The organism is Ramlibacter sp. MMS24-I3-19 (genome assembly GCF_050320135.1).
Taxonomy (GTDB): Bacteria; Pseudomonadota; Gammaproteobacteria; order Burkholderiales; family Burkholderiaceae_C; genus Ramlibacter.
The window spans coordinates 385164-406853 of the sequence record NZ_CP190017.1 but is presented as its reverse complement, the minus strand read 5'-3'; the positions used below and the strand labels follow the sequence as shown (position 1 = coordinate 406853).

The window sequence follows — 21690 nt, the reverse complement described above, 5'->3', positions numbered from 1 at the left end:
CATGCAGCGCGCGCACCAGGCCGGAGTGCTGGTAAATCTGGAGACCATTGCATGCTAACGCGGGACAGAATGGGCCGCGCTGCCTTGGGGGCAGCCGCGTGAGTGCTTTCTTATTCGGAGACAAGATCTTGAAGACCATACGTTTGGCATTCCTGGCGCTGCTGGCCTTCGTCGGCTTCGCGGCCTTCGCCCAGAACATCTCCATCGCCACCGGCGGCACTGGCGGCGTGTACTACCCGATGGGGGGAGGCATGGCCGCCGTGCTGTCCAAGTACGTGCCCGGCATGCAGGCGACGGCCGAGGTGACCGGCGGCTCGGTCGACAACCTCAAGCTGATCGACAGCGGCAAGCCCTACGTGGGCTTCTCGATGTCCGATGCCGCGCAGGAAGCGTTCATGGGCCAGGAAAAGTTCAAGAGCCACAAGGTGCCGCTGCGCACGCTGATGGTCCTGTACCCGAACCGCATGCACGTCGTGACGGTTGACGGCCGCGGCATCAGCAAGTTCGCCGACCTGAAGGGCAAGCGGGTGTCCACCGGCTCGCCCGGCAGCGCCACCGAAGTGATGGCGTTCCGCCTGATCGAGGCCGCCGGCATGGACAAGGACAAGGACCTCAAGCGCGAGCGCCTAGGCGCCGCCGAATCGGTCAACGCCATCAAGGACGGCAAGATCGACGCCTTCTTCTGGGTCGGTGGCCTGCCCACCGCCGCGGTGTCGGACCTGGCCAGCACGCCGGGCACCACGATCAAGATGATCGACCACGCCGACCTGGTGCCGGCGATGAACAAGAAGTACGGCAACCTGTACGTGCAGGACGTCATTCCCAAGGGCACGTACAAGGGCATGGACGCCGACAACAAGCAGGCCACGGTGCAGAACATCCTGGTGGCCAACCAGAACATGGACGAGAAGACCGCCTACAACATCGTCAAGGCCATCTTCGACCACAAGCCCGAGATCGTCGCGGTCCACAAGGAAGCCGAGAACTTCAAGCTGGAGAACCAGAAGAAGGACGCCACCCCGGTGCCCTGGCACCCGGGCGCGGTGAAGTACTTCGCCGAAAAGGGCATCAAGCTCAACTGAACCCGGCATGACTCAGTCCCATCCGACGGCTGAATCGGTCGCCGTCAGCGAGGCCGTCAGCGAGACGGCCCTGCAGAAGGCCGAGGAGTACATCGAGCAGGAGGAGGGCGCCTCCAACAAGCTGCGCGGCTGGCTGGCGATCTTCGTCACGCTGGTCGCCGTCGGCATGTCGGTGTTCCACCTGTACACCGCCTATGCCATCGTGCCCACGCAGACCCTGCGCCCGGTGCACGTGGCCTTCGTGCTGTTCCTCTGCTTCCTCGTGTTCCCGGTGGCGCCGCGCTGGCGCCACCGCATCATGTGGTGGGACTGGATCGCCGCCCTGGTGGCGGTGGCGTCGATCGCCTACCTGGTCCAGGGCGGCGACGACATGATGGACCGCAACACCTCGCCCGAGACCTGGGACGTGGTCTTCGGCGTCGCGCTGATCGTGCTGATCCTCGAGGCCATGCGGCGCACGGCGGGCTGGATCATGCCGGCCATCTGCTGCGGCTTCATCGCCTATGCGCTGGCGGGGCAGTACCTGCCCGCACCCTGGACGCACAAGGGCTACGAGATCAGCCGGCTGGTCGGCTTCATGTACATGACGCTCGAGGGCATCTTCGGCTCGGCCGTCGATGTGTCCTCGTCGCTGATCATCCTGTTCACGATCTTCGGCGCCTTCCTGCAGTACTCGGGCGCGGGCAAGTTCTACATCGACTTCTCGTTCTCCGCGATGGGCGGCAAGCCCACCGGCGCCGGTCGCACGGTGGTGCTGGCCTCGTTCCTGCTCGGCGGTCCTTCGGGCTCGGGCGTGGCGACGACGGTGACGCTGGGCTCGGTGGCCTACCCGATGCTGGCCAAGGTGGGCTACGAGAAGAACGCCGCCGGCGGGCTGCTGGCAGCGGGCGGGCTGGGCGCCATCATCTCGCCGCCCGTGCTGGGCGCGGCCGCGTTCCTGATCGCCGAGTTCCTGAAGATCTCGTACCTCGACGTGCTGCTGATGGCGTGCATCCCCACGCTGCTGTTCTACTTCGCGCTGTTCCTGATGGTCGAGATCGACGCGCGCAAGTTCGGCATGCACGACACCACCATCGCGAAGGTGGACACGGTGTGGAACCTCACGCGCAAGTACTGGTTCCACTTCCTGTCGCTGGTGTCCATCATCATCTTCATGCTCTGGGGCTTCTCCCCGGTGCTGTCGGTGTTCTGGGCCACGGTGGTGTCGTTCGTCACCAGCTTCCTGCGCGCCGACACGGCGCTGATCCCGCGCGACTTCTTCCGCCAGGGCGGGAACCTGGGGCGGCGCTTCCTCGAGACGCCGTTCATGAAGGCGATGGAAGGCGGCTCGATCGGCGTGCTGAACGTCGCGGCCACCTGCGCCGGCGCCGGCCTGATCGTCGGCGTGGTCACGCTCACCGGCCTGGGCCTGAAGTTCAGCTCGATCGTGATCGCGTACGCCGGCGGCTCGCTGCTGCTGACGGCCGTCTTCACGTCGCTGGTCGTGTGGATCATCGGCCTGGCGGTGCCGGTGACGGCGTCGTACATCATCTGCGCCGTCATCGCCGCGCCCGCGCTCACCAAGCTGGGCGTGCCCGACTTCGCGGCGCACATGTTCATCTTCTACTACGCGGTGCTGTCCGAGGTGTCGCCGCCGACGGCACTGTCGCCGTTCGCGGCCGCGGCCATCACCGGCGGCGATCCGTACAAGACGACCATGCAGTGCTGGAAGTACACGGTGCCTGCGTTCCTCGTGCCGTTCATGTTCGTGCTCGATCCCAGCGGCCAGGGCCTGCTGCTCATGGGGTCGTTCAAGGCACTGGCCAACGCGAACTGGTGGTCGATCGCCGAGGTGACAATCACGTGCGCGCTCGGCATCGCGGCGCTGGCGGCCGGCTTCCAGGGCTGGGCCCTGCGCCGCACCAGCCGCATCGAGCGCGTGCTGCTGATCGTGGCCGGCTTCCTGCTCGCGTATCCTGGGTGGGTCGCCGACATCGCCGGCATCTCGCTGGTGATCGTCGTGGCCCTGATGCAGGTGCTGCGGCGGCCGCCGCTGCAACCAGCCTGACACCGAAAGAGAAGTACCGATGACTTTCGACACGTCCGCCAGAGGCGTCTACCTCATCACCGTCACCCCGTTCACCGACAGCGGTGCGCTCGACCTCGCGAGCACCGATCGCATGGTGGACTTCTGCCTGGAGAAGGGCGTCACCGGCCTGACCATCCTGGGCATCATGGGCGAGGCCACCAAGCTCACCGCCGAGGAATCCAGGACGTTCGCGCGCCAGGTGGTGCAACGTGTGGCCGGCCGGGTGCCGATCGTGGTGGGCGTCTCGTCGCCGGGATTCGCCGCGATGGGCGAGCTCACCAAGGCGGTGATGGACATCGGCGCGTCCGGCGTGATGGTGGCGCCGCCCTCGACCGTGCGGACCGACGACCAGATCGTGGCGTACTTCGACATGGTCAACGAGACGCTGGGCGCCGTGCCCTGGTGCCTGCAGGACCATCCGGTGGCCACGGGTGTGCAGATCTCGGCCGCGGTCGAACTGCGCATCATGAAGAACTCGCCGCACTGCGTGATGCTCAAGCACGAGGACTGGCCGGGGCTGAACAAGCTGTCGGCCATCCGCGCGGCCAGCGACAAGGGTGACGCGCGCCGCGTGTCCATCCTCACCGGCAACGGCGGCGGCCTGTTCCTGCCCGAGGAGCTCACGCGCGGCGCCGACGGCGCCATGACCGGCTTCGCCTATCCGGAGATGATGGTGGACGTGGTCGCTGCGCATGCGCGTGGCGACGTCGAGCTCGCGCATGACGTCTTCGACGCCTACCTGCCGCTGGCCAAGTACGAGCAGCAGGCCGGCATCGGGCTGGCGGTGCGCAAGCACCTGTTCCAGCAGCGCGGCGTCATCGCGTCGGCCGCGGTGCGCAAGCCCGGGCCCAAACTGTCGGCGCAGGACGTCGCCGACATCGCCCGCCTGGTGCGTCGCCAGGACAAACGCCTGAACGAGCTGGGCTGACGCCTCACGAACCACGGAGTTTTCTTCATGGCCATGCCCCCGGTTCCCGCACCGGCGACGATGTCGCTCGACGCGAAGGTCGTCGAGACGCTGTCGCAGGTGACCACCGCAACCCTCACCACGGTGCTGCTCAAGAAGGGCCTGCGCAACGTGTGGCTGCGTGGCGCGCGTCCCATCCGCAGCGGCCAGCCGCGCCTGGTGGGCCGCGCGTTCACGCTGCGGTTCGTGCCCGCGCGCGAAGACCTGGCGACCCCCGAATCCTGGGGCTCGCCGATCTCCACCCGCGCGGCGATCGAGGACATGCCGGCCGGCTGCATCGCCGTGGTCGATTCCATGGGCGTGCAGGACGCGGGCATCTTCGGCGACATCCTCTGCGCACGCATGGCCAAGCGCGGCATCACCGCGCTGGTCACCGATGGCGTTGTGCGCGACCTGCATGGCGTGCTGGGCACCAACCTGCCCGTGTGGTGCAGTGGCGCGGCGGCGCCCGCCTCCGTCACCAGCCTGACCTTCACCGCGTGGCAGCAGCCGATCGCCTGCGGCGGCGTCGCCGTGTTCCCGGGTGACGTGATGGTGTGCGACGACGACGGCGCGGTGCTGGTCCCATCCGCGCTGCTCGACCACGTGCTGGAGCATGCGCCCGAGCAGGAGCGCCTGGAGGGCTGGATCATGAAGGAGGTCGACCGCGGCGTGCCGCTGCCCGGCCTCTATCCGGCCAACGCCGAGGCCAAGGCCCGCTACGAGGCCGACAAGGCCAGCGGCAAGATCTGAACCCTGGTCTCGCGGGTGTCGCCCGCGCAACTGGAAAATGTCGCGGCCTGCCGATGATGGCGGGCCGACCGGACCTGGAGCTGTTCCCATGACCAAGCAAGCCTTCATCTGCGATGCGATCCGCACGCCCTTCGGCCGTTACGGCGGCGCGCTGTCCTCCGTTCGCACCGACGACCTTGGCGCCATCCCGATCCAGGCGCTGATGGCGCGCAACCCCAAGGTCGACTGGCAGGCGCTGACGGACGTTCTCTACGGTTGCGCCAACCAGGCGGGCGAGGACAACCGCAACGTCGCCCACATGGCATCGCTGCTGGCGGGCCTGCCGATCGACGTGCCGGGCGCCACGATCAACCGCCTGTGCGGATCGGGCCTCGATGCGGTGGGCAGCGCCGCGCGCGCCATCAAGGCCGGCGAGGCGACGCTGATGATCGCCGGCGGCGTCGAGAGCATGAGCCGCGCGCCGTTCGTGATGCCCAAGGCCGAGAGCGCCTTCTCGCGCAGCAATGCGGTGTACGACACCACCATCGGCTGGCGCTTCGTGAACAAGCGGATGAAGGAGCAGTACGGCGTCGACTCCATGCCCGAGACGGCGGAGAACGTCGCCGTCGAGCATCGCATCGAGCGCGAGGCGCAGGACCGCATGGCACTGGCCTCGCAGATGAAGGCGGTGGCGGCGCAGAAGGCCGGCTTCTTCGCTGGCGAGATCACGCCGGTGACGATCCCGCAGAAGAAGGGCGATCCGCTCGTGGTCGACAAGGACGAGCACCCGCGCGAGACCTCGCTGGAGGCACTGGCCAGGCTCAAGGGCGTGGTGCGGCCGGATGGCACGGTCACGGCGGGCAATGCCAGCGGCGTCAACGACGGCGCCTGCGCGCTGCTGCTGGCCGACGAGGGCACGGCGGCGCGGCATGGGCTCACGCCGCGCGCACGCGTCGTGGGAATGGCCACGGCCGGCGTGGCGCCGCGCGTGATGGGCATCGGCCCGGCGCCGGCGACGCAGAAGGTGCTGGCGCTTACCGGCCTCAAGCTCGAGCAGATCGACGTGATCGAGTTGAACGAGGCCTTCGCGGCCCAAGGCCTGGCGGTGTTGCGGATGCTGGGCTTGAAGGACGACGATCCGCGCGTCAATCCGAACGGCGGCGCCATCGCGCTCGGGCATCCCCTGGGCGCATCGGGTGCGCGGCTGGCCACCACCGCGGTGAACCAGCTGCACCGCGCCGGCGGCCGTTACGCGCTGTGCACGATGTGCATCGGCGTGGGCCAGGGCATCGCGGTGATCCTCGAGCGCGTCTGAGCCTCAAGGCACAAGCAGCCGCAACGGTGGTAGTTGCAGGCTGCTCGCGGAGAGGGGCGTCCCGCGACGGAACGCCGGAAGGCTCAGCGCGCTGCGACCGGCTGGAACACCGGCGTGCCGCGTCCCTGGCTCGACGCGGCCAGGCGTTCCCAACGCTGCACCTCGACCGGCATCGCGTCCCAATGGGCGTTGTAGAGCTGCGGGCCGTAGCGATACATGAACAGCGCCGTGCGGGCGGCATCGGCGTCGCCCCCGTTGGCCAGCGCGATGAAGCGCCCGTAGGCATCGGCCCAGCGGCCCTGGTGGTATTGCGCCACGGCCTGTTCATAGGCATCGGCGTCGGATTCGGCGGCGGTCCCGAGTGCCGGAGCCAGCAAGGCCAGGCAGGCGGACGTGATCAGAAGAATGCGGCGGGCTTTCATCATCTCGGCTCCTCGGTGGATTCACGGCAGCGTGGATTCGCTGTGGGATGAAGGTTACGAGCCGTAACAGCGCCGTCACAAGTTGTAACCGATGGCCGGAATTGAGCCCCGGACCGGCGGTGAATCCGGCGTTTCAGGCGCGGATCAGCGGCCGCCCGCGGCGCATGAATGGAGCCGACCGCGCCCACGTTGCCAAGTCATGCCGCTTCCAGGCGTGTTGCAACCAGCTCCGCGATGGCCATCGCACTGGTCAAGCCCGGCGATTCGATACCGAAAAGGTTAACGAGGCCCCCGATCCCGTGCACTGCGGCGTCCTGCACCACGAAGTCGGCGGCCGGCTCGCCGGGTCCTGAAATCTTGGGCCGCACGCCGACGTAGCCGGGCTGCAGGGCGCCGGCGGGCAGGCCCGGCCAGTACGCGCGGATCTCGGCTTCGAACAGGGGCGCGCGTGCGGGATCCACCTGCCACACGCCCGGCGCGTCGAGCGACGGCACCCACTGCACGTCGGGTCCGAACTTGGCTTGGCCCCCGAGGTCGATGGTGAGGTGCACGCCGAGGCCGGCCAGGTGCGCATGAGGATCCGGGACCGGGTACACGAGCCGCGAGCAGGGCGCACGGCCGCTCAGCGTGAAATAGTTTCCCTTGGCATAGAACGCGCGTGGGACGTGACGCGCGGCGAGACCTTCGATGCGGCTTGCGAGCGCCGGCGCCTCCAGGCCGGCCGCATTCACCAGCACGCTGGTGAGCAGCTCGCTGCCGTCGGCGGTGCGCAGCACGATGCCTTCGGCGCTCGTGCGCGCCTGCTCGACACGGGTGTGCAAGGCCACGAGGCCGCCGGCGTTCTCCAGGTCACCCTGCAGCGCCAGCATGAAGGCATGGCTGTCGACGATGCCCGTGCTGGGCGACAGCGCAGCGGCCACGCACTCGATGGCGGGCTCGAGGGCCTGCGCCTGCTCGCGCGTGAGCAGTTGCAGGTCAGGCACCCCGTTCACTGCCGCTCGCGCCACGATGCCCGGCAGGGCCGCGGCGCGGCCCAGGTCCGTGGCCACCAGCAGCTTGCCGCAGCGCCGGTGGGGAATGCCGCGTTCCTGGCAGTACATGTAGAGCAGCTGCTTGCCCTGCACGCACAGGCGGGCCTTGAGGGACCCGGCCGGGTAGTAGATCCCGGCGTGGATGACCTCGCTGTTGCGTGAGCTCGTGCCGGTGCCGATGCCATCGGCCGCTTCGAGCACCAGGACTTCCCGGCCCATCAAGGCCAGCTGCCGCGCCACCGCGAGCCCAACAACACCTGCGCCAACAACCACCGCTTCGACTCGATCCATGGGAGCGGATTGTGAATTCTGTCGGGGCCACCCCTACGACTGCTTGCATCAATTCGTCGGTAGCATGCTCACAGTCGGAGCTGTCCTACACTGCCCGTCGGACAGAACCGCCAAACTCTACGGCCACGGCTCGAACGGACGAGCCACTGTCTTTCCTTCCCCGAATTTTGTCGAGCTCGCCGCGTGCGGGCTTTTTGTTCGCCTTCGGAGCTCGCATCCATGGACAACAGCACGACGACCACCAAGAAGAAAGCCTCGAAGACGGCGAACGGCGCCGCTTCGATCTCCAAGCCCAACGGGGTGCAACCGATCCAGACCCGGGACAACGCCGAGGCCGAGGCGCAATCGCGCCAGATCCTGGCGGCGCTGATGGCGTTCGCGGGCGGCGAATTCTCCGCACGCCTCCCCGTCACGTGGGGCGGCACCGACGGCCGCATCGCCGAGGCGTTCAACCTCTGCATCGTCAATGCGCAGCGCATCACCACCGAGGCCGCGCGCCTGTCCAACACCGTAGGCCGCGAAGGCCGGCTGACCCAGCGGATCGCCACGCCCGGCGCGGTGGGCGGCTGGGCCGACCAGGTGAATTCGCTGAACACGCTGATCGACGACCTGGTGCGTCCGACGACCGACATCGCCCGCACGATCGGCGCGGTCGCGAAGGGCGACCTGGGCCAGTCGATGGAACTGCAGGTCGACGGCAGGCCGCTGAAAGGTGAATTCCTTCGCTCCGCCAAGCTGGTCAACAGCATGATCGAGCAGCTGGCGGTGTTCACCAACGAGGTGACCCGCGTCGCGCGCGAGGTGGGCACCGAGGGCAAGCTGGGCGGCCAGGCCCAGGTGAAGAACGTGTCGGGCGTGTGGAAGGACCTGACCGATTCGGTGAACCAGATGGCCGGCAACCTGACGGCCCAGGTGCGCAACATCGCGGAAGTGACGATCGCGGTGGCCAACGGCGACCTGTCCAAGAAGATCACGGTGGACGTGCGCGGGGAAATTCTCCAGCTGAAGGAAGCCACCAACACCATGGTGGACCAGCTGCGCTCGTTTGCCTCGGAAGTGACGCGCGTGGCGCGCGAGGTGGGCACCGACGGCCGCCTCGGTGGGCAGGCCGTGGTGCCTGGCGTGGCCGGCACCTGGAAGGACCTCACGGACTCCGTGAACTCCATGGCCAACAACCTCACCTCGCAGGTGCGGAACATCGCGACGGTGACGACGGCCGTGGCGCGCGGCGACCTGTCGCGCAAGATCACGGTGGACGTGAAGGGCGAGATCCTGGAGCTGAAGGAAACCATCAACACGATGGTCGACCAGCTGAACGGCTTCTCGTCCGAGGTGACGCGCGTGGCGCGTGAAGTGGGTACCGAAGGCAAGCTGGGCGGCCAGGCCTTCGTGCCGGGCATTGCCGGCACCTGGAAGGACCTGACCGACTCGGTCAACTCGATGGCGTCCAACCTCACGGGCCAGGTGCGCAACATCGCGGACGTGGCCACGGCCATCGCGCGCGGCGACCTCTCGCGCAAGATCACCGTGGAAGTGAAGGGCGAGATCCTCCAGCTGAAGCAGACCATCAACACCATGGTGGACCAGCTGAACGCGTTCGCGGGCGAGGTGTCGCGGGTCGCGCGCGAGGTGGGCACCGAGGGCAAGCTCGGTGGCCAGGCCGCGGTGGAAGGCGTGGCCGGCACCTGGAAGGACCTGACGGACAACGTGAACTTCATGGCGTCCAACCTCACGGGCCAGGTGCGGAACATCGCCGAGGTGACCACCGCGGTGGCCAACGGCGACCTGTCCAAGAAGATCACCGTGGACGTGCGCGGCGAGGTGCTGGAGCTGAAGAACACCATCAACACGATGGTCGACCAGCTGAACGGCTTCGCGTCGGAAGTGACGCGCGTGGCGCGCGAAGTGGGTACCGAAGGCAAGCTCGGCGGCCAGGCGCAGGTGCCCGGCGTGGCCGGCACGTGGAAGGACCTCACCGACTCGGTGAACTTCATGGCTTCGAACCTCACGGGCCAGGTGCGGAACATCGCGGAAGTGACGACCGCCGTGGCGCGGGGTGACCTCTCCAAGAAGATCACCGTGGACGTGCGCGGCGAAATCCTCGAATTGAAGAACACCATCAACACGATGGTGGACCAGCTCAATGGCTTCGCCGGCGAAGTGTCCCGGGTGGCGCGCGAAGTGGGTTCGGAAGGCAAGCTCGGTGGCCAGGCGCAGGTGCCTGGCGTGGCCGGCACGTGGAAGGACCTGACCGACAACGTCAACTCGATGGCGTCGAACCTCACGGGCCAGGTCCGCAACATCGCCGAGGTGGCAACCGCGGTGGCCAACGGCGACCTGTCCAAGAAGATCACGGTGGACGTGAAGGGCGAGATCCTGGAGTTGAAGAACACGCTCAACACCATGGTCGACCAGCTGAACGGCTTCGCGTCCGAAGTGACGCGGGTGGCCCGCGAGGTGGGCTCGGAGGGCAAGCTCGGTGGCCAGGCGCAGGTGCGCGGCGTGGCGGGCACCTGGAAGGACCTGACCGACAACGTCAACTCGATGGCGAACAACCTGACGGGTCAGGTGCGCAACATCGCGGAAGTGACGACGGCCGTGGCGCGGGGTGACCTCTCGCGCAAGATCACGGTGGAAGTGAAGGGCGAGATCCTGGAGCTGAAGAACACCATCAACGTGATGGTGGACCAGCTCAACGGCTTCGCCTCCGAAGTGACGCGCGTCGCGCGCGAGGTGGGCACCGAAGGCAAGCTCGGCGGCCAGGCGCAGGTGCCCGGCATCGCGGGCACCTGGAAGGACCTGACGGACAACGTGAACTTCATGGCGTCCAACCTCACGGGCCAGGTGCGCAACATCGCGGACGTGGCGACGGCCATCGCCCGCGGCGACCTCTCGCGCAAGATCACGGTGGAAGTGAAGGGCGAGATCCTGGCGCTGAAGGAAACCATCAACACGATGGTGGACCAGCTGAACGCGTTCGCCGGCGAAGTGACCCGCGTGGCGCGCGAGGTGGGAACCGAAGGCCGCCTCGGCGGCCAGGCGCAGGTGCCCGGCGTGGCCGGCACGTGGAAGGACCTGACCGACAACGTCAACTCGATGGCGTCGAACCTCACCAACCAGGTGCGCAACATCGCCGACGTGACCATCGCCGTGGCCAACGGCGACCTGTCCAAGAAGATCACCGTGGACGTGCGCGGCGAGATCCTGGAGCTGAAAGAAACCATCAACACCATGGTGGACCAGCTGCGCTCCTTCGCGGCCGAGGTGTCGCGCGTCGCGCGCGAAGTCGGCACCGAAGGCAAGCTGGGCGGCCAGGCCGTCGTGCCGGGCGTGGCAGGCACGTGGAAGGACCTCACGGACAACGTGAACTCCATGGCCAACAACCTCACCGGCCAGGTGCGGAACATCGCCGACGTCGCCACGGCCATCGCGCGCGGCGACCTGTCGCGCAAGATCACGGTGGACGTGAAGGGCGAGATCCTGCAGCTGAAGGAAACCATCAACACGATGGTCGACCAGCTCTCCGCCTTCGCCTCCGAAGTGACGCGGGTGGCGCGCGAGGTGGGGTCCGAGGGCAAGCTGGGCGGCCAGGCCATGGTGCCCGGCGTGGCCGGCACGTGGAAGGACCTGACCGACAACGTGAACTCGATGGCGTCGAACCTCACCGGCCAGGTGCGCAACATCGCCGAAGTGACGATCGCGGTGGCCAATGGCGACCTGTCCAAGAAGATCACGGTGGACGTGCGCGGCGAGATTCTCCAGCTGAAGGAAACCATCAACACCATGGTGGAGCAGCTGCGCTCGTTCGCTTCCGAAGTGACGCGCGTGGCGCGCGAGGTGGGCACCGAAGGCCGCCTGGGCGTGCAGGCCGTGGTGCCCGGCGTGGCCGGCACCTGGAAGGATCTGACCGACTCCGTCAACACCATGGGCTCGAACCTCACCTCGCAGGTGCGGAACATCGCCGAGGTGACGACGGCCGTGGCGCGCGGTGACCTGAACCGCAAGATCACCGTGGAAGTGAAGGGCGAGATCCTGGAGCTGAAGAACACGATCAACACGATGGTGGACCAGCTGAACGGATTCGCCGGCGAGGTGACGCGCGTGGCCCGCGAGGTCGGCACCGAGGGCAAGCTCGGTGGCCAGGCCCAGGTGGCCGGCGTGGGCGGCACCTGGAAGGACCTGACGGACAACGTGAACTTCATGGCCTCCAACCTCACCGAGCAGGTGCGGGGCATCGTGAAGGTCGTGACCGCGGTCGCCAACGGCAACCTGTCGCAACGCCTGACGGTGCAGGCCAAGGGCGAGGTGGCGGCGCTGGCCGACACCATCAACGGCATGACCGACACGCTGGCCACGTTCGCCGACCAGGTGACCAACGTGGCGCGCGAGGTGGGCGTGGAAGGCCGGCTCGGCGGGCAGGCGCACGTGCCCGGCGCGGCCGGCACGTGGAAGGACCTGACCGGCAACGTGAACCTGCTGGCCGCCAACCTCACGACGCAGGTGCGAGCCATCGCCGAAGTAGCGACGGCGGTGACCAAGGGCGACCTGACGCGGTCGATCCAGGTGGAAGCGCGCGGCGAGGTGTCCGAGCTGAAGGACAACATCAACACGATGATTTCCAACCTGCGCGAGACGACCGAGTCGAACCGCGAGCAGGACTGGCTCAAGACCAACCTGGCGCGCTTCACTGGCATGCTGCAGGGCCAGCGCGAGCTGTCGACTGTGGGCAAGATGCTGCTGTCCGAACTCGCGCCGCTGGTGCACGCGCACCAGGGCAGCATCTACCACAACAGCTCGGTGGGCGAGGGCGAGAGCCATCTCGTGCTGCTCTCCAGCTATGCGCAGTCGGGCAACGTGCGCCTCTCGCCCACCATCGGGCTCGGTGAAGGCCTGGTGGGGCAGTGCGCCATCGAGAACCGCCGCATCCTGCTGACCGACGCGCCGTCCGATTTCGTGAGCATCAGCTCCAGCCTGGGCGAGGCGCGCACCGTCAGCGTCGTGGTGCTGCCGGTGCTGTTCGAGAACCAGACCAAGGCCGTCATCGAGCTGGCATCGCTGCAGCCGTTCACGCCCGTGAACCTGAACTTCCTCGACCAGCTGGCGCTGGGCATCGGCGCGGTGTTCAACACCATCGAGGCGACGATGCGCACGGAAGGCCTGCTCACGCAATCGCAGCAGCTGACCGCCGAACTGCAATCGCGCCAGATCGAGCTGCAGCAGACCAACGAGGAGCTGGGCACCAAGGCCCGCCTGCTCGCGCAGCAGAACGAGGAGGTCGAGCGCAAGAACGCCGAGGTGGAACAGGCCCGCCGCGCGCTGGAGGAGAAGGCGTCCGAACTGGCGCTCACCTCCAAGTACAAGTCGGAGTTCCTGGCCAACATGTCGCACGAGCTGCGCACGCCGCTCAACTCGATCCTGATCCTGTCGCAGCAGCTGGCCGAGAACGCCGCGGGCAACCTGAACCCCAAGCAGATCGAGTTCTCGCGCAACATCAACTCCTCGGGCAGCGACCTGCTCAACCTGATCAACGACATCCTGGACCTGTCCAAGATCGAGTCGGGCACGGTGACGGTCGACGTCGAGGAGATCGCCTTCCACTGGCTGCGCGACAGCATCGACCGCAACTTCCGCCACGTGGCCGAAGCCAAGAACCTGCCGCTTCGCGTGTTCTTCGCGGACGACCTGCCGCGCTCGATGGACAGCGACCCCAAGCGCCTGCAGCAGATCCTGAAGAACCTGCTGTCCAACGCGGTGAAGTTCACCTCCAGCGGCCACGTGGAAGTGCGCGTGGGCCTGGCGCACGGCGGCTGGTCCGCCGAGCATCCGGTGCTCAGCCACGCGCACCACGTCATCGCCTTCGCGGTCGAAGACACCGGCATCGGTGTGCCGCCCGAGAAGCAGCGCCTGATCTTCGAGGCGTTCCAGCAGGCCGACGCCGGCACCTCGCGCAAGTACGGCGGCACGGGCCTGGGCCTTGCCATCAGCCGCGAGCTGGCCATCCTGCTGGGCGGCGAGATCCGCCTGTCCAGCGTGCACGGCCAGGGCAGCACCTTCACGCTGTACCTGCCGCTGCACTACGGCGGCCCGGATTCGTCGACCGCGCTGCGCACGGTCCCGGCGCCGGCGCCCACCGTGCCGCTGCTCGCACTGCCGGTGGCGCGCGAGGAGCACGTGCCCGACGACCGCGATGTCATCGTGCCCGGTGACACCGTGCTGCTGATCATCGAGGACGACCCGCACTACGCGCGCATCCTGCTGGGCCTGGCGCGCGACAAGGGTTTCCGTGGCCTGGTGGCCAACAAGGGCGCCATCGGACTGGCACTCGCGCGGCAGTTCCGTCCTTCGGCGATCTCGCTGGACATCTTCCTGCCCGACATGCTGGGCTGGACGGTGCTCAACCAGCTCAAGCTCGACCCGGCGCTGCGCCACATCCCGGTGCAGATCACCAGCGTGGAGAAGGAGCGCCAGCACGGGCTGTCGCACGGCGCCTTCGCCTACCTGCTCAAGGAGCCCACCACGACGGGGCTGGAGCAGGCGATGGACCGGCTCAAGGAGTTCACCCTGCCACGCACCAAGCGGCTGCTGGTGATCGAGGACAACGAGATCGAGCGCAACGCCGTCATCGAGCTGCTGGGTCACCCGGACATCGAGATCGAGACTGCCGGGCGCGGTGACGTGGCCCTGGCCATGCTGCGCCAGCAGACCTTCGACTGCGTGGTGCTCGACCTGCGGCTGCCCGACATGACGGGCTTCGAGCTGCTGGAGCAGGTGCATGCGGATCCGGCGCTGGCCGAGATCCCGGTGGTCGTGTTCACCGGCAAGGACCTGAACCGCAAGGAGGAGGACCGCCTCAACCTGATGGCCAAGAGCATCGTGCTGAAGGACGTGCGCTCGCCCGAGCGGCTGCTGGACGAGACCGCGCTCTTCCTGCACCGCGTCGTGACCGAGCTGCCGCCGGAGAAGCAGGCGATGCTGGAGCGGCTGCACAACTCGTCCGAGGTGCTGCAGAACCGCAAGGTGCTGGTGGTGGACGACGACGCGCGCAACATCTTCGCGCTGACCTCGGTGCTGGAGAACCACGATGTGGTCGTGCTCAGCGCCACCAACGGCCGCCAGGCCATCGACATCATCAAGGAGACCCCTGACCTGGCGATGGTCCTGATGGACATCATGATGCCGGAGATGGATGGCTACGAGACCATGCGCGAGATCCGCAAGGAGCCTGCGTTCCGCACGCTGCCGATCCTGGCGCTGACGGCCAAGGCCATGAAGGGCGACCGCGAGAAGTGCCTCGACGCGGGCGCGAGCGACTACATTTCCAAGCCTGTGAACACGGACCAACTGTTGTCACTGATGCGCGTTTGGCTGTTCCGCTGAACCGTACCGTGGACAAGACATGAACCCACCCCGCAACCCGCCGGACACCGAGTTCGGCGACCTCGACATCGCCGACCGGACCGTCAACATCCTGATCGTCGACGACGAGCCCAAGAACCTGACGGTGCTCGAGAGCGTCCTGGACGATCCGGGCTACCGGCTGGTGCGGGCGAAGTCGGGCGAGGAGGCCCTGCTGGCCCTGATGGCGGAGGAGTTCGCCGTGCTGGTGCTGGACGTGCGCATGCCGGGCATGAACGGCTTCGAGGTGGCGCAGCTGGTGAAGGAGCGGCGCAAGACCGCCCGCATCCCGATCATCTTCCTCAGTGCCTACTACACCGAGGACCAGCACGTCCTGGAAGGCTACGGCACGGGCGCGGTCGACTACCTGCAGAAGCCCGTCAACCCGGCGGTGCTGCGCTCCAAGGTGTCGGTGTTCGCCGAGCTGCACCGGCGCGGCCGCGCGCTGGAGATCGCCAACCGCCGGCTCTCCGACGAGGTCTCCGACCGACGCCTCGCCGAAGCCCGGCTGAGCGAATTGAACGAGACGCTCGACCAGCGCGTGCGAGATCGCACGCGCGAGCTGGAACTGAGCCAGGCACAACTGGTCGAGGCCAACCGGAAGAAGGACGAGTTCCTCGCCACGCTCGCGCACGAACTGCGCAACCCGTTGGCACCGGTGCGCAGCGCGGTGGAGATCATCCGACGCGGCGGCGCGGACAAGGTGCAGTGGGCCACCGACCTCATCGATCGGCAGGTGCAGTCGCTGAGCCGGCTGATCGACGACCTGATGGACGTCAGCCGCATCAGCCGCGGCCGCATCGAGCTGCGCCGGGAACCGCTTGCGCTGAACGACGCGTTGGCCGACGCCGTCGAGGCCGTGCGCCCGATGGCCGAGGAGGCCGGACACGAACTCGTCGTGCTGCAGCCGGATCGCCAGCTGGTGGTCGACGGCGACCGCACCCGCCTCGCCCAGGTCTTCACCAACCTCCTGAGCAACGCCGTCAAGTACACCGAGCGCGGCGGCCGCATCGAGGTCGGCGTGGCGCTGGAGCGGGGCATGGTGGGCGTCACCATCCGCGACAACGGCATCGGCATCCCGCCCGACAGGCTGGAGTCGGTGTTCGAGATGTTCTCGCAGGTCGAGGCGGCGCTGGAACGCTCGCGCGGCGGCCTGGGCATCGGCCTGGCACTGACGCGCCAGCTGGTGGAGATGCATGGCGGCACGGTGCGCGCCTACAGCGACGGCCCGGGGCAGGGCAGCCGGTTCCAGGTGCTGCTGCCGCTGGCGTCGCCCGTGCGCGCCATCGAGTCCGCGCCTGCGCCCGCGGCGGCCACGGCGTCGAACGCGAAGGGCCTGCGCGTGCTGGTCGCCGACGACAACGTCGACGCCGCGGCCACGCTCACCATGCTGCTGGAGATGATGGGCCACGAGGTGCTGCACGTGCACGACGGCGAGGCCGCGCTGCGCGAGATCGAGGCCTTCGACCCGCGGCTGGTGCTGCTGGACATCGGCATGCCCAAGATCAACGGCTACGACGTCTGCCGGCGCGTGCGCGCGGCCCATCACGGCGCGGCGCGCACCATCGTCGCGGTCACCGGCTGGGGACAGCCGCAGGACGTGCAGCGGTCGAAGGACTGCGGCTTCGACCTGCACATGGTCAAGCCGATCGACATCGACAAGCTCACCGCCCTGATCGAGTCGCTGCCGCCGGCACCCGCTGGCCTCGAGCGCAAGGGGCCGCAGCGGCAGCGCTGAGCGATTTCCGTGCGTGCAGGCCCGACAATTGCGGGCTTGGACTTTCCGCTCATCACCGATCCGGCCTTCTACGCCGCCGCCGTTCCGGCGGTGCTGCTCATGGGCATCAGCAAGAGCGGCTTCGGCGCCGGCTTCGGCTCGCTCGCCGTGCCCTTGATGGCATTGGCCTGCCCGGTACCGCAGGCCGCGGCGATCTTCATGCCCATCCTGTTCGTGATGGACGTGATGGGCCTCGCCGCGTTCCGCCGCCACTTCGACTGGAAGCTGGTGCGCTTCCTCGTGCCGCTGGGCCTGGTGGGCACCGTGGTCGGCGCGCTGTCGTTCCGGTTCCTCGACGCGCACACCGTCGCGGGCATCGTGGGCGTCTTCACGCTGCTGTTCCTCGCGCAGCGCCTGGCATTTCCGCCGCGGCCTGACAGCCCGCACCCGCCTTCGTGGCCGGCGCGCTGCTGACGGTCACCTCGGGCTTCACCAGCTTCGTCTCGCATGCGGGCGGTCCGCCCGTCAACGCGTATGTGATCCCGATGCGGCTGCCGCCGCTGGTCTTCACGGCCACGATGGCAGCGTTCTTTTTCGTCGTGAACCTGAGCAAGTGGGTTCCCTACGCGTGGCTGGGGCTGCTGGACCTGCGCAACCTCGCGACCTCGATCGCGCTGCTGCCGCTCGCGCCCGTGGGCGTGTCGATCGGCGTGCGGCTCGCGCACCGCATCCAGCCCACCTTGTTCTACCGGCTGATCTACCTCGGGATGCTGCTCACCGGGGTGAAGCTGGTGTGGGACGGGTTCATCGCGGCTTGAACGCGGCCCGCGCCGACAGGACCGTGGCGCGCATCGCGCCACACTGGCCGCGGATGCGGCGGCGTGGAAAGCAGACACGCACCGAAGCCGGCGGAACGCAGCCTCCCCGACAAGCGCAGGGTGACCGGGCCTGCGTGCGGCCCGCGGGATAAGGGCGGCCTAACGATCGCGAGCCGGAGTCGCGCCCGGCCCGCATCCACCACTCCTTGCGGCTAGGGACGGCGATCGTCGTCCCAGTCCTGCGGGGTGGTCGTGCCCGGGCGGGTGCGCGCCGCCGCGTGCTCGCGCTCGCGCGCCATCTGCTCCTCGAACTGCCGGCGGCCCTGCTTGACGACCGCGATCAGCTTGGACCGGTCCTTGTGGTGCGGGTACATCTGCTCGAAGAGCTCGATGTTGGCGCGCCGGAAGCGCATCGCCAGCTTGCGGGCCGCATGCGGCGGCTCGCCGAGCAGCTCGAGGACGGTGCGGCCGCTGCGCAGGCTGGCTTCGAACAGCTCGCGCTCGACCTGCATGACGCCGCGGTCACGAAGCTCGTTCCAGTGGGTCACGTCGCGCGCACGCACGACCAGCTGCAGGTGCGGGAAGTGCTCGCGCGCGAGGTCCACGATCGCGAGCGACTGCTGCCGGTCGTCCACCGCGACGACCAGCACCCGGGTCGCCGCAGCGCCGGCGATCCGCAGCAGGTCCAGCCGCGTCGCGTCGCCATAGAACACCTTCGAGCCGAACGCGCGGGCCGCCTCCACCATGTCGGCGTCGTGATCCAGCACCGTCGTGGGGATGCCGTGCGCTGCCACGAGCCGGCCGACGATCTGGCCGTAGCGGCCGAAGCCCGCGATGATGACCGGCGCCTCCTGCGGTTCGCTCAGTTCGTCGAGGGTGCGGCGCTGGCCCGCGAAGCGCGCGAGCACGAGCTTGTCGATCGCCACCAGCAGCAGCGGCGACAGCAGCATCGACACCGCCACCGCCCCGATCAGCAGCGACGCGGTCGCCGGCGGGAACACGGACGCGCCCGCGGCGGCCTGGAACACGACGAACGCGAACTCGCCGCCTTGCGCCAGCAGGAGCGTGAACACGGGGCGGTCCTGCAGCTCCAGGCCCATCGCGCGCCCGAGGAACCAGACCACGATCGCCTTCAGCACGACGAAGCCGACCACCAGCAACGCCATCGTGCCGGGCCGGGCCAGCAGCACGCCGAAGTCGATGCTCATGCCGACCGCGATGAAGAACAGGCCGAGCAGCAGGCCCTTGAACGGCTCGATGTCGGTCTCGAGTTCGCGCCGGTATTCGCTTTCGGCAAGCAGCACGCCGGCGAGGAAGGCGCCGAGTGCCATCGACAGGCCGACGGCCTGCATCAGCGCGGCGATGGCCACGACCAGCAGCAGCGCCGCGGCCGTGAAGATCTCCGGCGTGCGGCTGCGCGCGATCCAGCGAAGCAGCGGACGCAGCGCCAGCCGGCCGCCGAGCACGATGGCCGCGATCACGCCGACGATCTTGGCGGCCTGCAGCAGCATGCCGCCGTCGGGCGTGGCGTCCGGCGGCTCGGCGCCGAGCAGCGGCAGCAGGGCGAGGATGGGGATGGCGGCCACGTCCTGGAACAGCAGGATCGCGAAGCCGGCCTGGCCGCTGCTGGTGGGCAGCAGGTTGCGCTCGCCCATGACCTGCAGCGCGATGGCGGTGGACGACAGTGCCAGGCCGAGGGCGGCCACCAGGCTCACGCGCCAGTCGATGCCGGCGAGCAGGCCGGCCGCGAACAGCACGGCCGCGCAGCCGGCGACCTGCGCGCCGCCCCAGCCGAAGATCGGGCGCCGCAGGTTCCACAGCCGGCGCGAATCGAGTTCGAGGCCGACGAGGAACAGCATCAGCACGACGCCGAATTCCGCGAAGTGCAGGATGTCCTCGACCTGGCGCACCAGGCCGATGCCCCAGGGCCCGATGACGATGCCGGCGGCCAGGTAGCCGATGATGGATCCGAGCCCGAGGGCGCGCGACAGCGGCACCGCGATGACGGCGGCGCCCAGGTAGATCAGGCTGTTGGACAGCCAGGCAGGCAGCATGTGCTCCATCACGCGCCAGCTTCCTGCTCGAGGGGGCGATCGCTGGTGGGCACCTCGCAGGCGATGCAGCTGGCGATCTCGTCCATCTCGGGCCAGTCGGGATAGGTGCGCAGGCGATCGGCGAACACCGCGACGTGTGCATCGATCTCGGAGGCGCTCGCCCGGTTGGCGCCATGCAGCACCAGCGGCGGCAGGAACCGCATGCCGCACAGGGCTGCGGTCTGCTCGTACGGTGGCAGGAAGGCGTCGAAGAAGTAGCGGTTGTAGCCCTGCGGGTGGTACGACGCTTCGGGGCCACCGGTGGTGGCGACCAGCCACAGGTCCTTGCCCTGCAGCGCGGTGCCCTGGTGGCCATAGGCCCAGCCATGCGTGAGCACGTCGTCGAGCCAGAGCTTCATCAACGCGGGCATCGAGTACCACTGGATCGGGTGCAGCAGCACCAGCAGCGGACGCGCCGCGACACGGCGCTGCTCGGCCTGCACGTCGATGTCGTAGTCGGGATAGGCGCCATACAGGTCCTGCACGTCGGCGCTGTCGACGTCGCGGTCGCCTGCAGCAGGCGCTTGTTGACCCGTGATTCGCGCCAGTTCGGGTGCGCGGCCAGGACATAGGCGCCGGCAGCCGGCCCGGAGTGATGCTCATCCATCTCGGTAACATAGCGCAAAGCGGCCCGCGCTTGGCCGCACCTGGAGGTGCCCATGCCGGTCGTGGTCGTTGCCAATCCCAAGGGAGGCGTCGGGAAATCCACCCTCGCCACCAACATCGCGGGCTGGTTCGCCAGCCAGGGCCATGCGGTCATGCTCGGCGATGCGGACCGGCAGCAGTCCAGCCGGCTCTGGCTGGGCCTGCGGCCCCCGGGCGCGCGGCCCATCGCCAGCTGGGACATCGGCGACGGCCAGATCGCCAGGCCGCCGAAGGGAACCACGCACGTCGTGCTGGACACGCCGGCCGGCCTGCACGGCAAGGACCTTCGCGACCTGCTGCGGCCGGCCACGAAGGTGGTGGTGCCACTCGCGCCGAGCATCTTCGACATCTTCGCCACCCGCGCGTTCCTGGACGAGCTGGCCGGCCAGCGCAAGGCCTCGGGGCTGCAGGTGGGCATCGTCGGCATGCGGGTGGACGGCCGCACGCTCGCGGCCGAGCAGCTGCAGACGTTCGTCAAGGGCCTCGGACTGCCCGTGCTGGGCGAGCTGCGGCCGACGCAGAACTACGTGTACCTCGCCGCGCGCGGCCTCACGCTGTTCGACGTCGCGCCGGGCCGGGTCGAGCGCGACCTGGAGCAATGGACCGGCCTCTGTCGCTGGCTGGACAACTGATCGAGCGGCGCCGCCGTACAGTGGCGGGATGAGAACCATCGCCTCGCTTGCCGACCTGCCGGCGCTGGTCGGCCAGGAAGTCGCCACGAGCGACTGGATCACCGTCACCCAGGAGCAGGTGAACCTGTTCGCGCAGGCAACGGGCGACCACCAGTGGATCCACGTCGACGTCGAGAAGGCCAAGGCTGGTCCGTTCGGCGGCCCCATCGCGCATGGGTTCCTCACGTTGTCGCTGTTGCCCAAATTCTTCGAGAGCGCGATCGCGATCGGCGGCACCCGCATGGGCGTGAACTACGGCTTGAACAAGGTGCGCTTCACGTCACCCGTGCCGGTGGGCAGCCGGCTGCGTGCGCGGCTGACCTTGCTAGCGTGCGAGCCGATCGAGAACAACGGCGTGCAGATGACCTGGAAGGTGAGCGTCGAGCGCGAAGGCAGCGACAAGCCGGTCTGCGTGGCCGAGTCACTGGGACGCCGCTACCCCTGACAAAAAGAACCCGCGCCGG

13 protein-coding genes and 1 pseudogene are annotated in these 21690 nt (G+C 68.3%); 10 read left to right on the top strand and 4 right to left on the bottom strand.

Annotated elements, in window-relative coordinates; all coding sequences use genetic code 11:
- Positions 1–128: 128 nt before the first annotated feature.
- From ACPWT1_RS02035 to pcaF, 5 genes are all read left to right on the top strand, one after another.
- A complete protein-coding gene (locus ACPWT1_RS02035; RefSeq protein WP_427913765.1) occupies positions 129–1082 on the top strand; it encodes a TAXI family TRAP transporter solute-binding subunit in 954 nt (317 codons plus the stop codon).
- Positions 1083–1089: 7 nt separating this feature from the next.
- The gene (locus tag ACPWT1_RS02030) at positions 1090–3129 is read left to right on the top strand and encodes a TRAP transporter permease (RefSeq protein ID WP_427913764.1); all 2040 of its coding nucleotides are present in this window, start codon (positions 1090–1092) and stop codon (positions 3127–3129) included.
- 19 nt (positions 3130–3148) lie between these two features.
- Positions 3149–4078, top strand: a complete 930-nt coding sequence (locus ACPWT1_RS02025) for a dihydrodipicolinate synthase family protein (protein ID WP_427913763.1) — start codon at positions 3149–3151, stop codon at positions 4076–4078.
- A 33-nt stretch (positions 4079–4111) separates the two neighbouring features.
- Positions 4112–4849 (top strand): ribonuclease activity regulator RraA, encoded by a 738-nt coding sequence (locus tag ACPWT1_RS02020; protein WP_427915629.1) that lies wholly within the window; start codon positions 4112–4114, stop codon positions 4847–4849.
- Between the two features lie 88 nt (positions 4850–4937).
- Entirely contained in the window at positions 4938–6143 is a 1206-nt protein-coding gene (gene pcaF, locus ACPWT1_RS02015) for a 3-oxoadipyl-CoA thiolase (RefSeq protein WP_427913762.1), read from the top strand.
- An 83-nt stretch (positions 6144–6226) separates the two neighbouring features.
- Here the strand turns inward: pcaF and ACPWT1_RS02010 are convergent, their stop codons facing one another.
- Complete coding sequence (locus ACPWT1_RS02010) at positions 6227–6568, bottom strand: hypothetical protein (protein ID WP_427913761.1); 342 nt, start codon at positions 6566–6568, stop codon at positions 6227–6229.
- Positions 6569–6762: 194 nt separating this feature from the next.
- The gene (locus tag ACPWT1_RS02005) at positions 6763–7887 is read right to left on the bottom strand and encodes an NAD(P)/FAD-dependent oxidoreductase (RefSeq protein WP_427913760.1); all 1125 of its coding nucleotides are present in this window, start codon (positions 7885–7887) and stop codon (positions 6763–6765) included.
- Positions 7888–8256: 369 nt separating this feature from the next.
- On the opposite strand from ACPWT1_RS02005, the gene ACPWT1_RS02000 reads away from it, so the two are divergent.
- The 3 genes and pseudogenes from ACPWT1_RS02000 to ACPWT1_RS01990 all read left to right on the top strand — a co-directional run bounded on the left by ACPWT1_RS02000 (position 8257) and on the right by ACPWT1_RS01990 (position 17817).
- Positions 8257–15264: a HAMP domain-containing protein gene (locus ACPWT1_RS02000; protein WP_427915628.1), complete on the top strand. Its 7008-nt coding sequence runs from the start codon at positions 8257–8259 to the stop codon at positions 15262–15264.
- 19 nt (positions 15265–15283) lie between these two features.
- Positions 15284–17020: a response regulator gene (locus tag ACPWT1_RS01995; RefSeq protein WP_427913759.1), complete on the top strand. Its 1737-nt coding sequence runs from the start codon at positions 15284–15286 to the stop codon at positions 17018–17020.
- A gap of 36 nt (positions 17021–17056) precedes the next feature.
- A pseudogene (locus tag ACPWT1_RS01990) lies at positions 17057–17817 on the top strand (sulfite exporter TauE/SafE family protein).
- Positions 17818–18029: 212 nt separating this feature from the next.
- Here ACPWT1_RS01990 and kefC read toward each other — a convergent pair.
- Both kefC and ACPWT1_RS01980 read right to left on the bottom strand, forming a co-directional pair.
- Positions 18030–19880 (bottom strand): glutathione-regulated potassium-efflux system protein KefC, encoded by a 1851-nt coding sequence (gene kefC / locus ACPWT1_RS01985; RefSeq protein ID WP_427913758.1) that lies wholly within the window; start codon positions 19878–19880, stop codon positions 18030–18032.
- Positions 19880–20449, bottom strand: coding sequence for an NAD(P)H-dependent oxidoreductase (locus ACPWT1_RS01980; RefSeq protein ID WP_427915627.1), 570 nt, complete (start codon positions 20447–20449; stop codon positions 19880–19882). The genes kefC and ACPWT1_RS01980 overlap by 1 nt, the downstream gene beginning before the upstream one ends.
- A gap of 120 nt (positions 20450–20569) precedes the next feature.
- Here ACPWT1_RS01980 and ACPWT1_RS01975 point away from each other — a divergent pair, with 120 nt between their 5' ends.
- Positions 20570–21187 (top strand): AAA family ATPase, encoded by a 618-nt coding sequence (locus tag ACPWT1_RS01975; protein ID WP_427913757.1) that lies wholly within the window; start codon positions 20570–20572, stop codon positions 21185–21187.
- Positions 21188–21215: 28 nt separating this feature from the next.
- Positions 21216–21671, top strand: coding sequence for a MaoC family dehydratase (locus ACPWT1_RS01970; RefSeq protein ID WP_427913756.1), 456 nt, complete (start codon positions 21216–21218; stop codon positions 21669–21671).
- The last annotated feature ends 19 nt before the right edge of the window (positions 21672–21690 follow it).

Bases quoted from the DNA above. Each gene is read 5' to 3' on its own strand.
- kefC (WP_427913758.1), bottom strand. From the start codon at position 19,880: ATGGAGCACATGCTGCCTGCCTGGCTGTCCAACAGCCTGATCTACCTG.
- ACPWT1_RS01970 (WP_427913756.1), top strand. From the start codon at position 21,216: ATGAGAACCATCGCCTCGCTTGCCGACCTGCCGGCGCTGGTCGGCCAG.
- ACPWT1_RS02025 (WP_427913763.1), top strand. From the start codon at position 3,149: ATGACTTTCGACACGTCCGCCAGAGGCGTCTACCTCATCACCGTCACC.
- ACPWT1_RS01975 (WP_427913757.1), top strand. From the start codon at position 20,570: ATGCCGGTCGTGGTCGTTGCCAATCCCAAGGGAGGCGTCGGGAAATCC.
- ACPWT1_RS02010 (WP_427913761.1), bottom strand. From the start codon at position 6,568: ATGATGAAAGCCCGCCGCATTCTTCTGATCACGTCCGCCTGCCTGGCC.
- ACPWT1_RS02020 (WP_427915629.1), top strand. From the start codon at position 4,112: ATGCCCCCGGTTCCCGCACCGGCGACGATGTCGCTCGACGCGAAGGTC.
- ACPWT1_RS01995 (WP_427913759.1), top strand. From the start codon at position 15,284: ATGAACCCACCCCGCAACCCGCCGGACACCGAGTTCGGCGACCTCGAC.
- pcaF (WP_427913762.1), top strand. From the start codon at position 4,938: ATGACCAAGCAAGCCTTCATCTGCGATGCGATCCGCACGCCCTTCGGC.
- ACPWT1_RS02000 (WP_427915628.1), top strand. From the start codon at position 8,257: ATGGCGTTCGCGGGCGGCGAATTCTCCGCACGCCTCCCCGTCACGTGG.
- ACPWT1_RS02030 (WP_427913764.1), top strand. From the start codon at position 1,090: ATGACTCAGTCCCATCCGACGGCTGAATCGGTCGCCGTCAGCGAGGCC.
- ACPWT1_RS02005 (WP_427913760.1), bottom strand. From the start codon at position 7,887: ATGGATCGAGTCGAAGCGGTGGTTGTTGGCGCAGGTGTTGTTGGGCTC.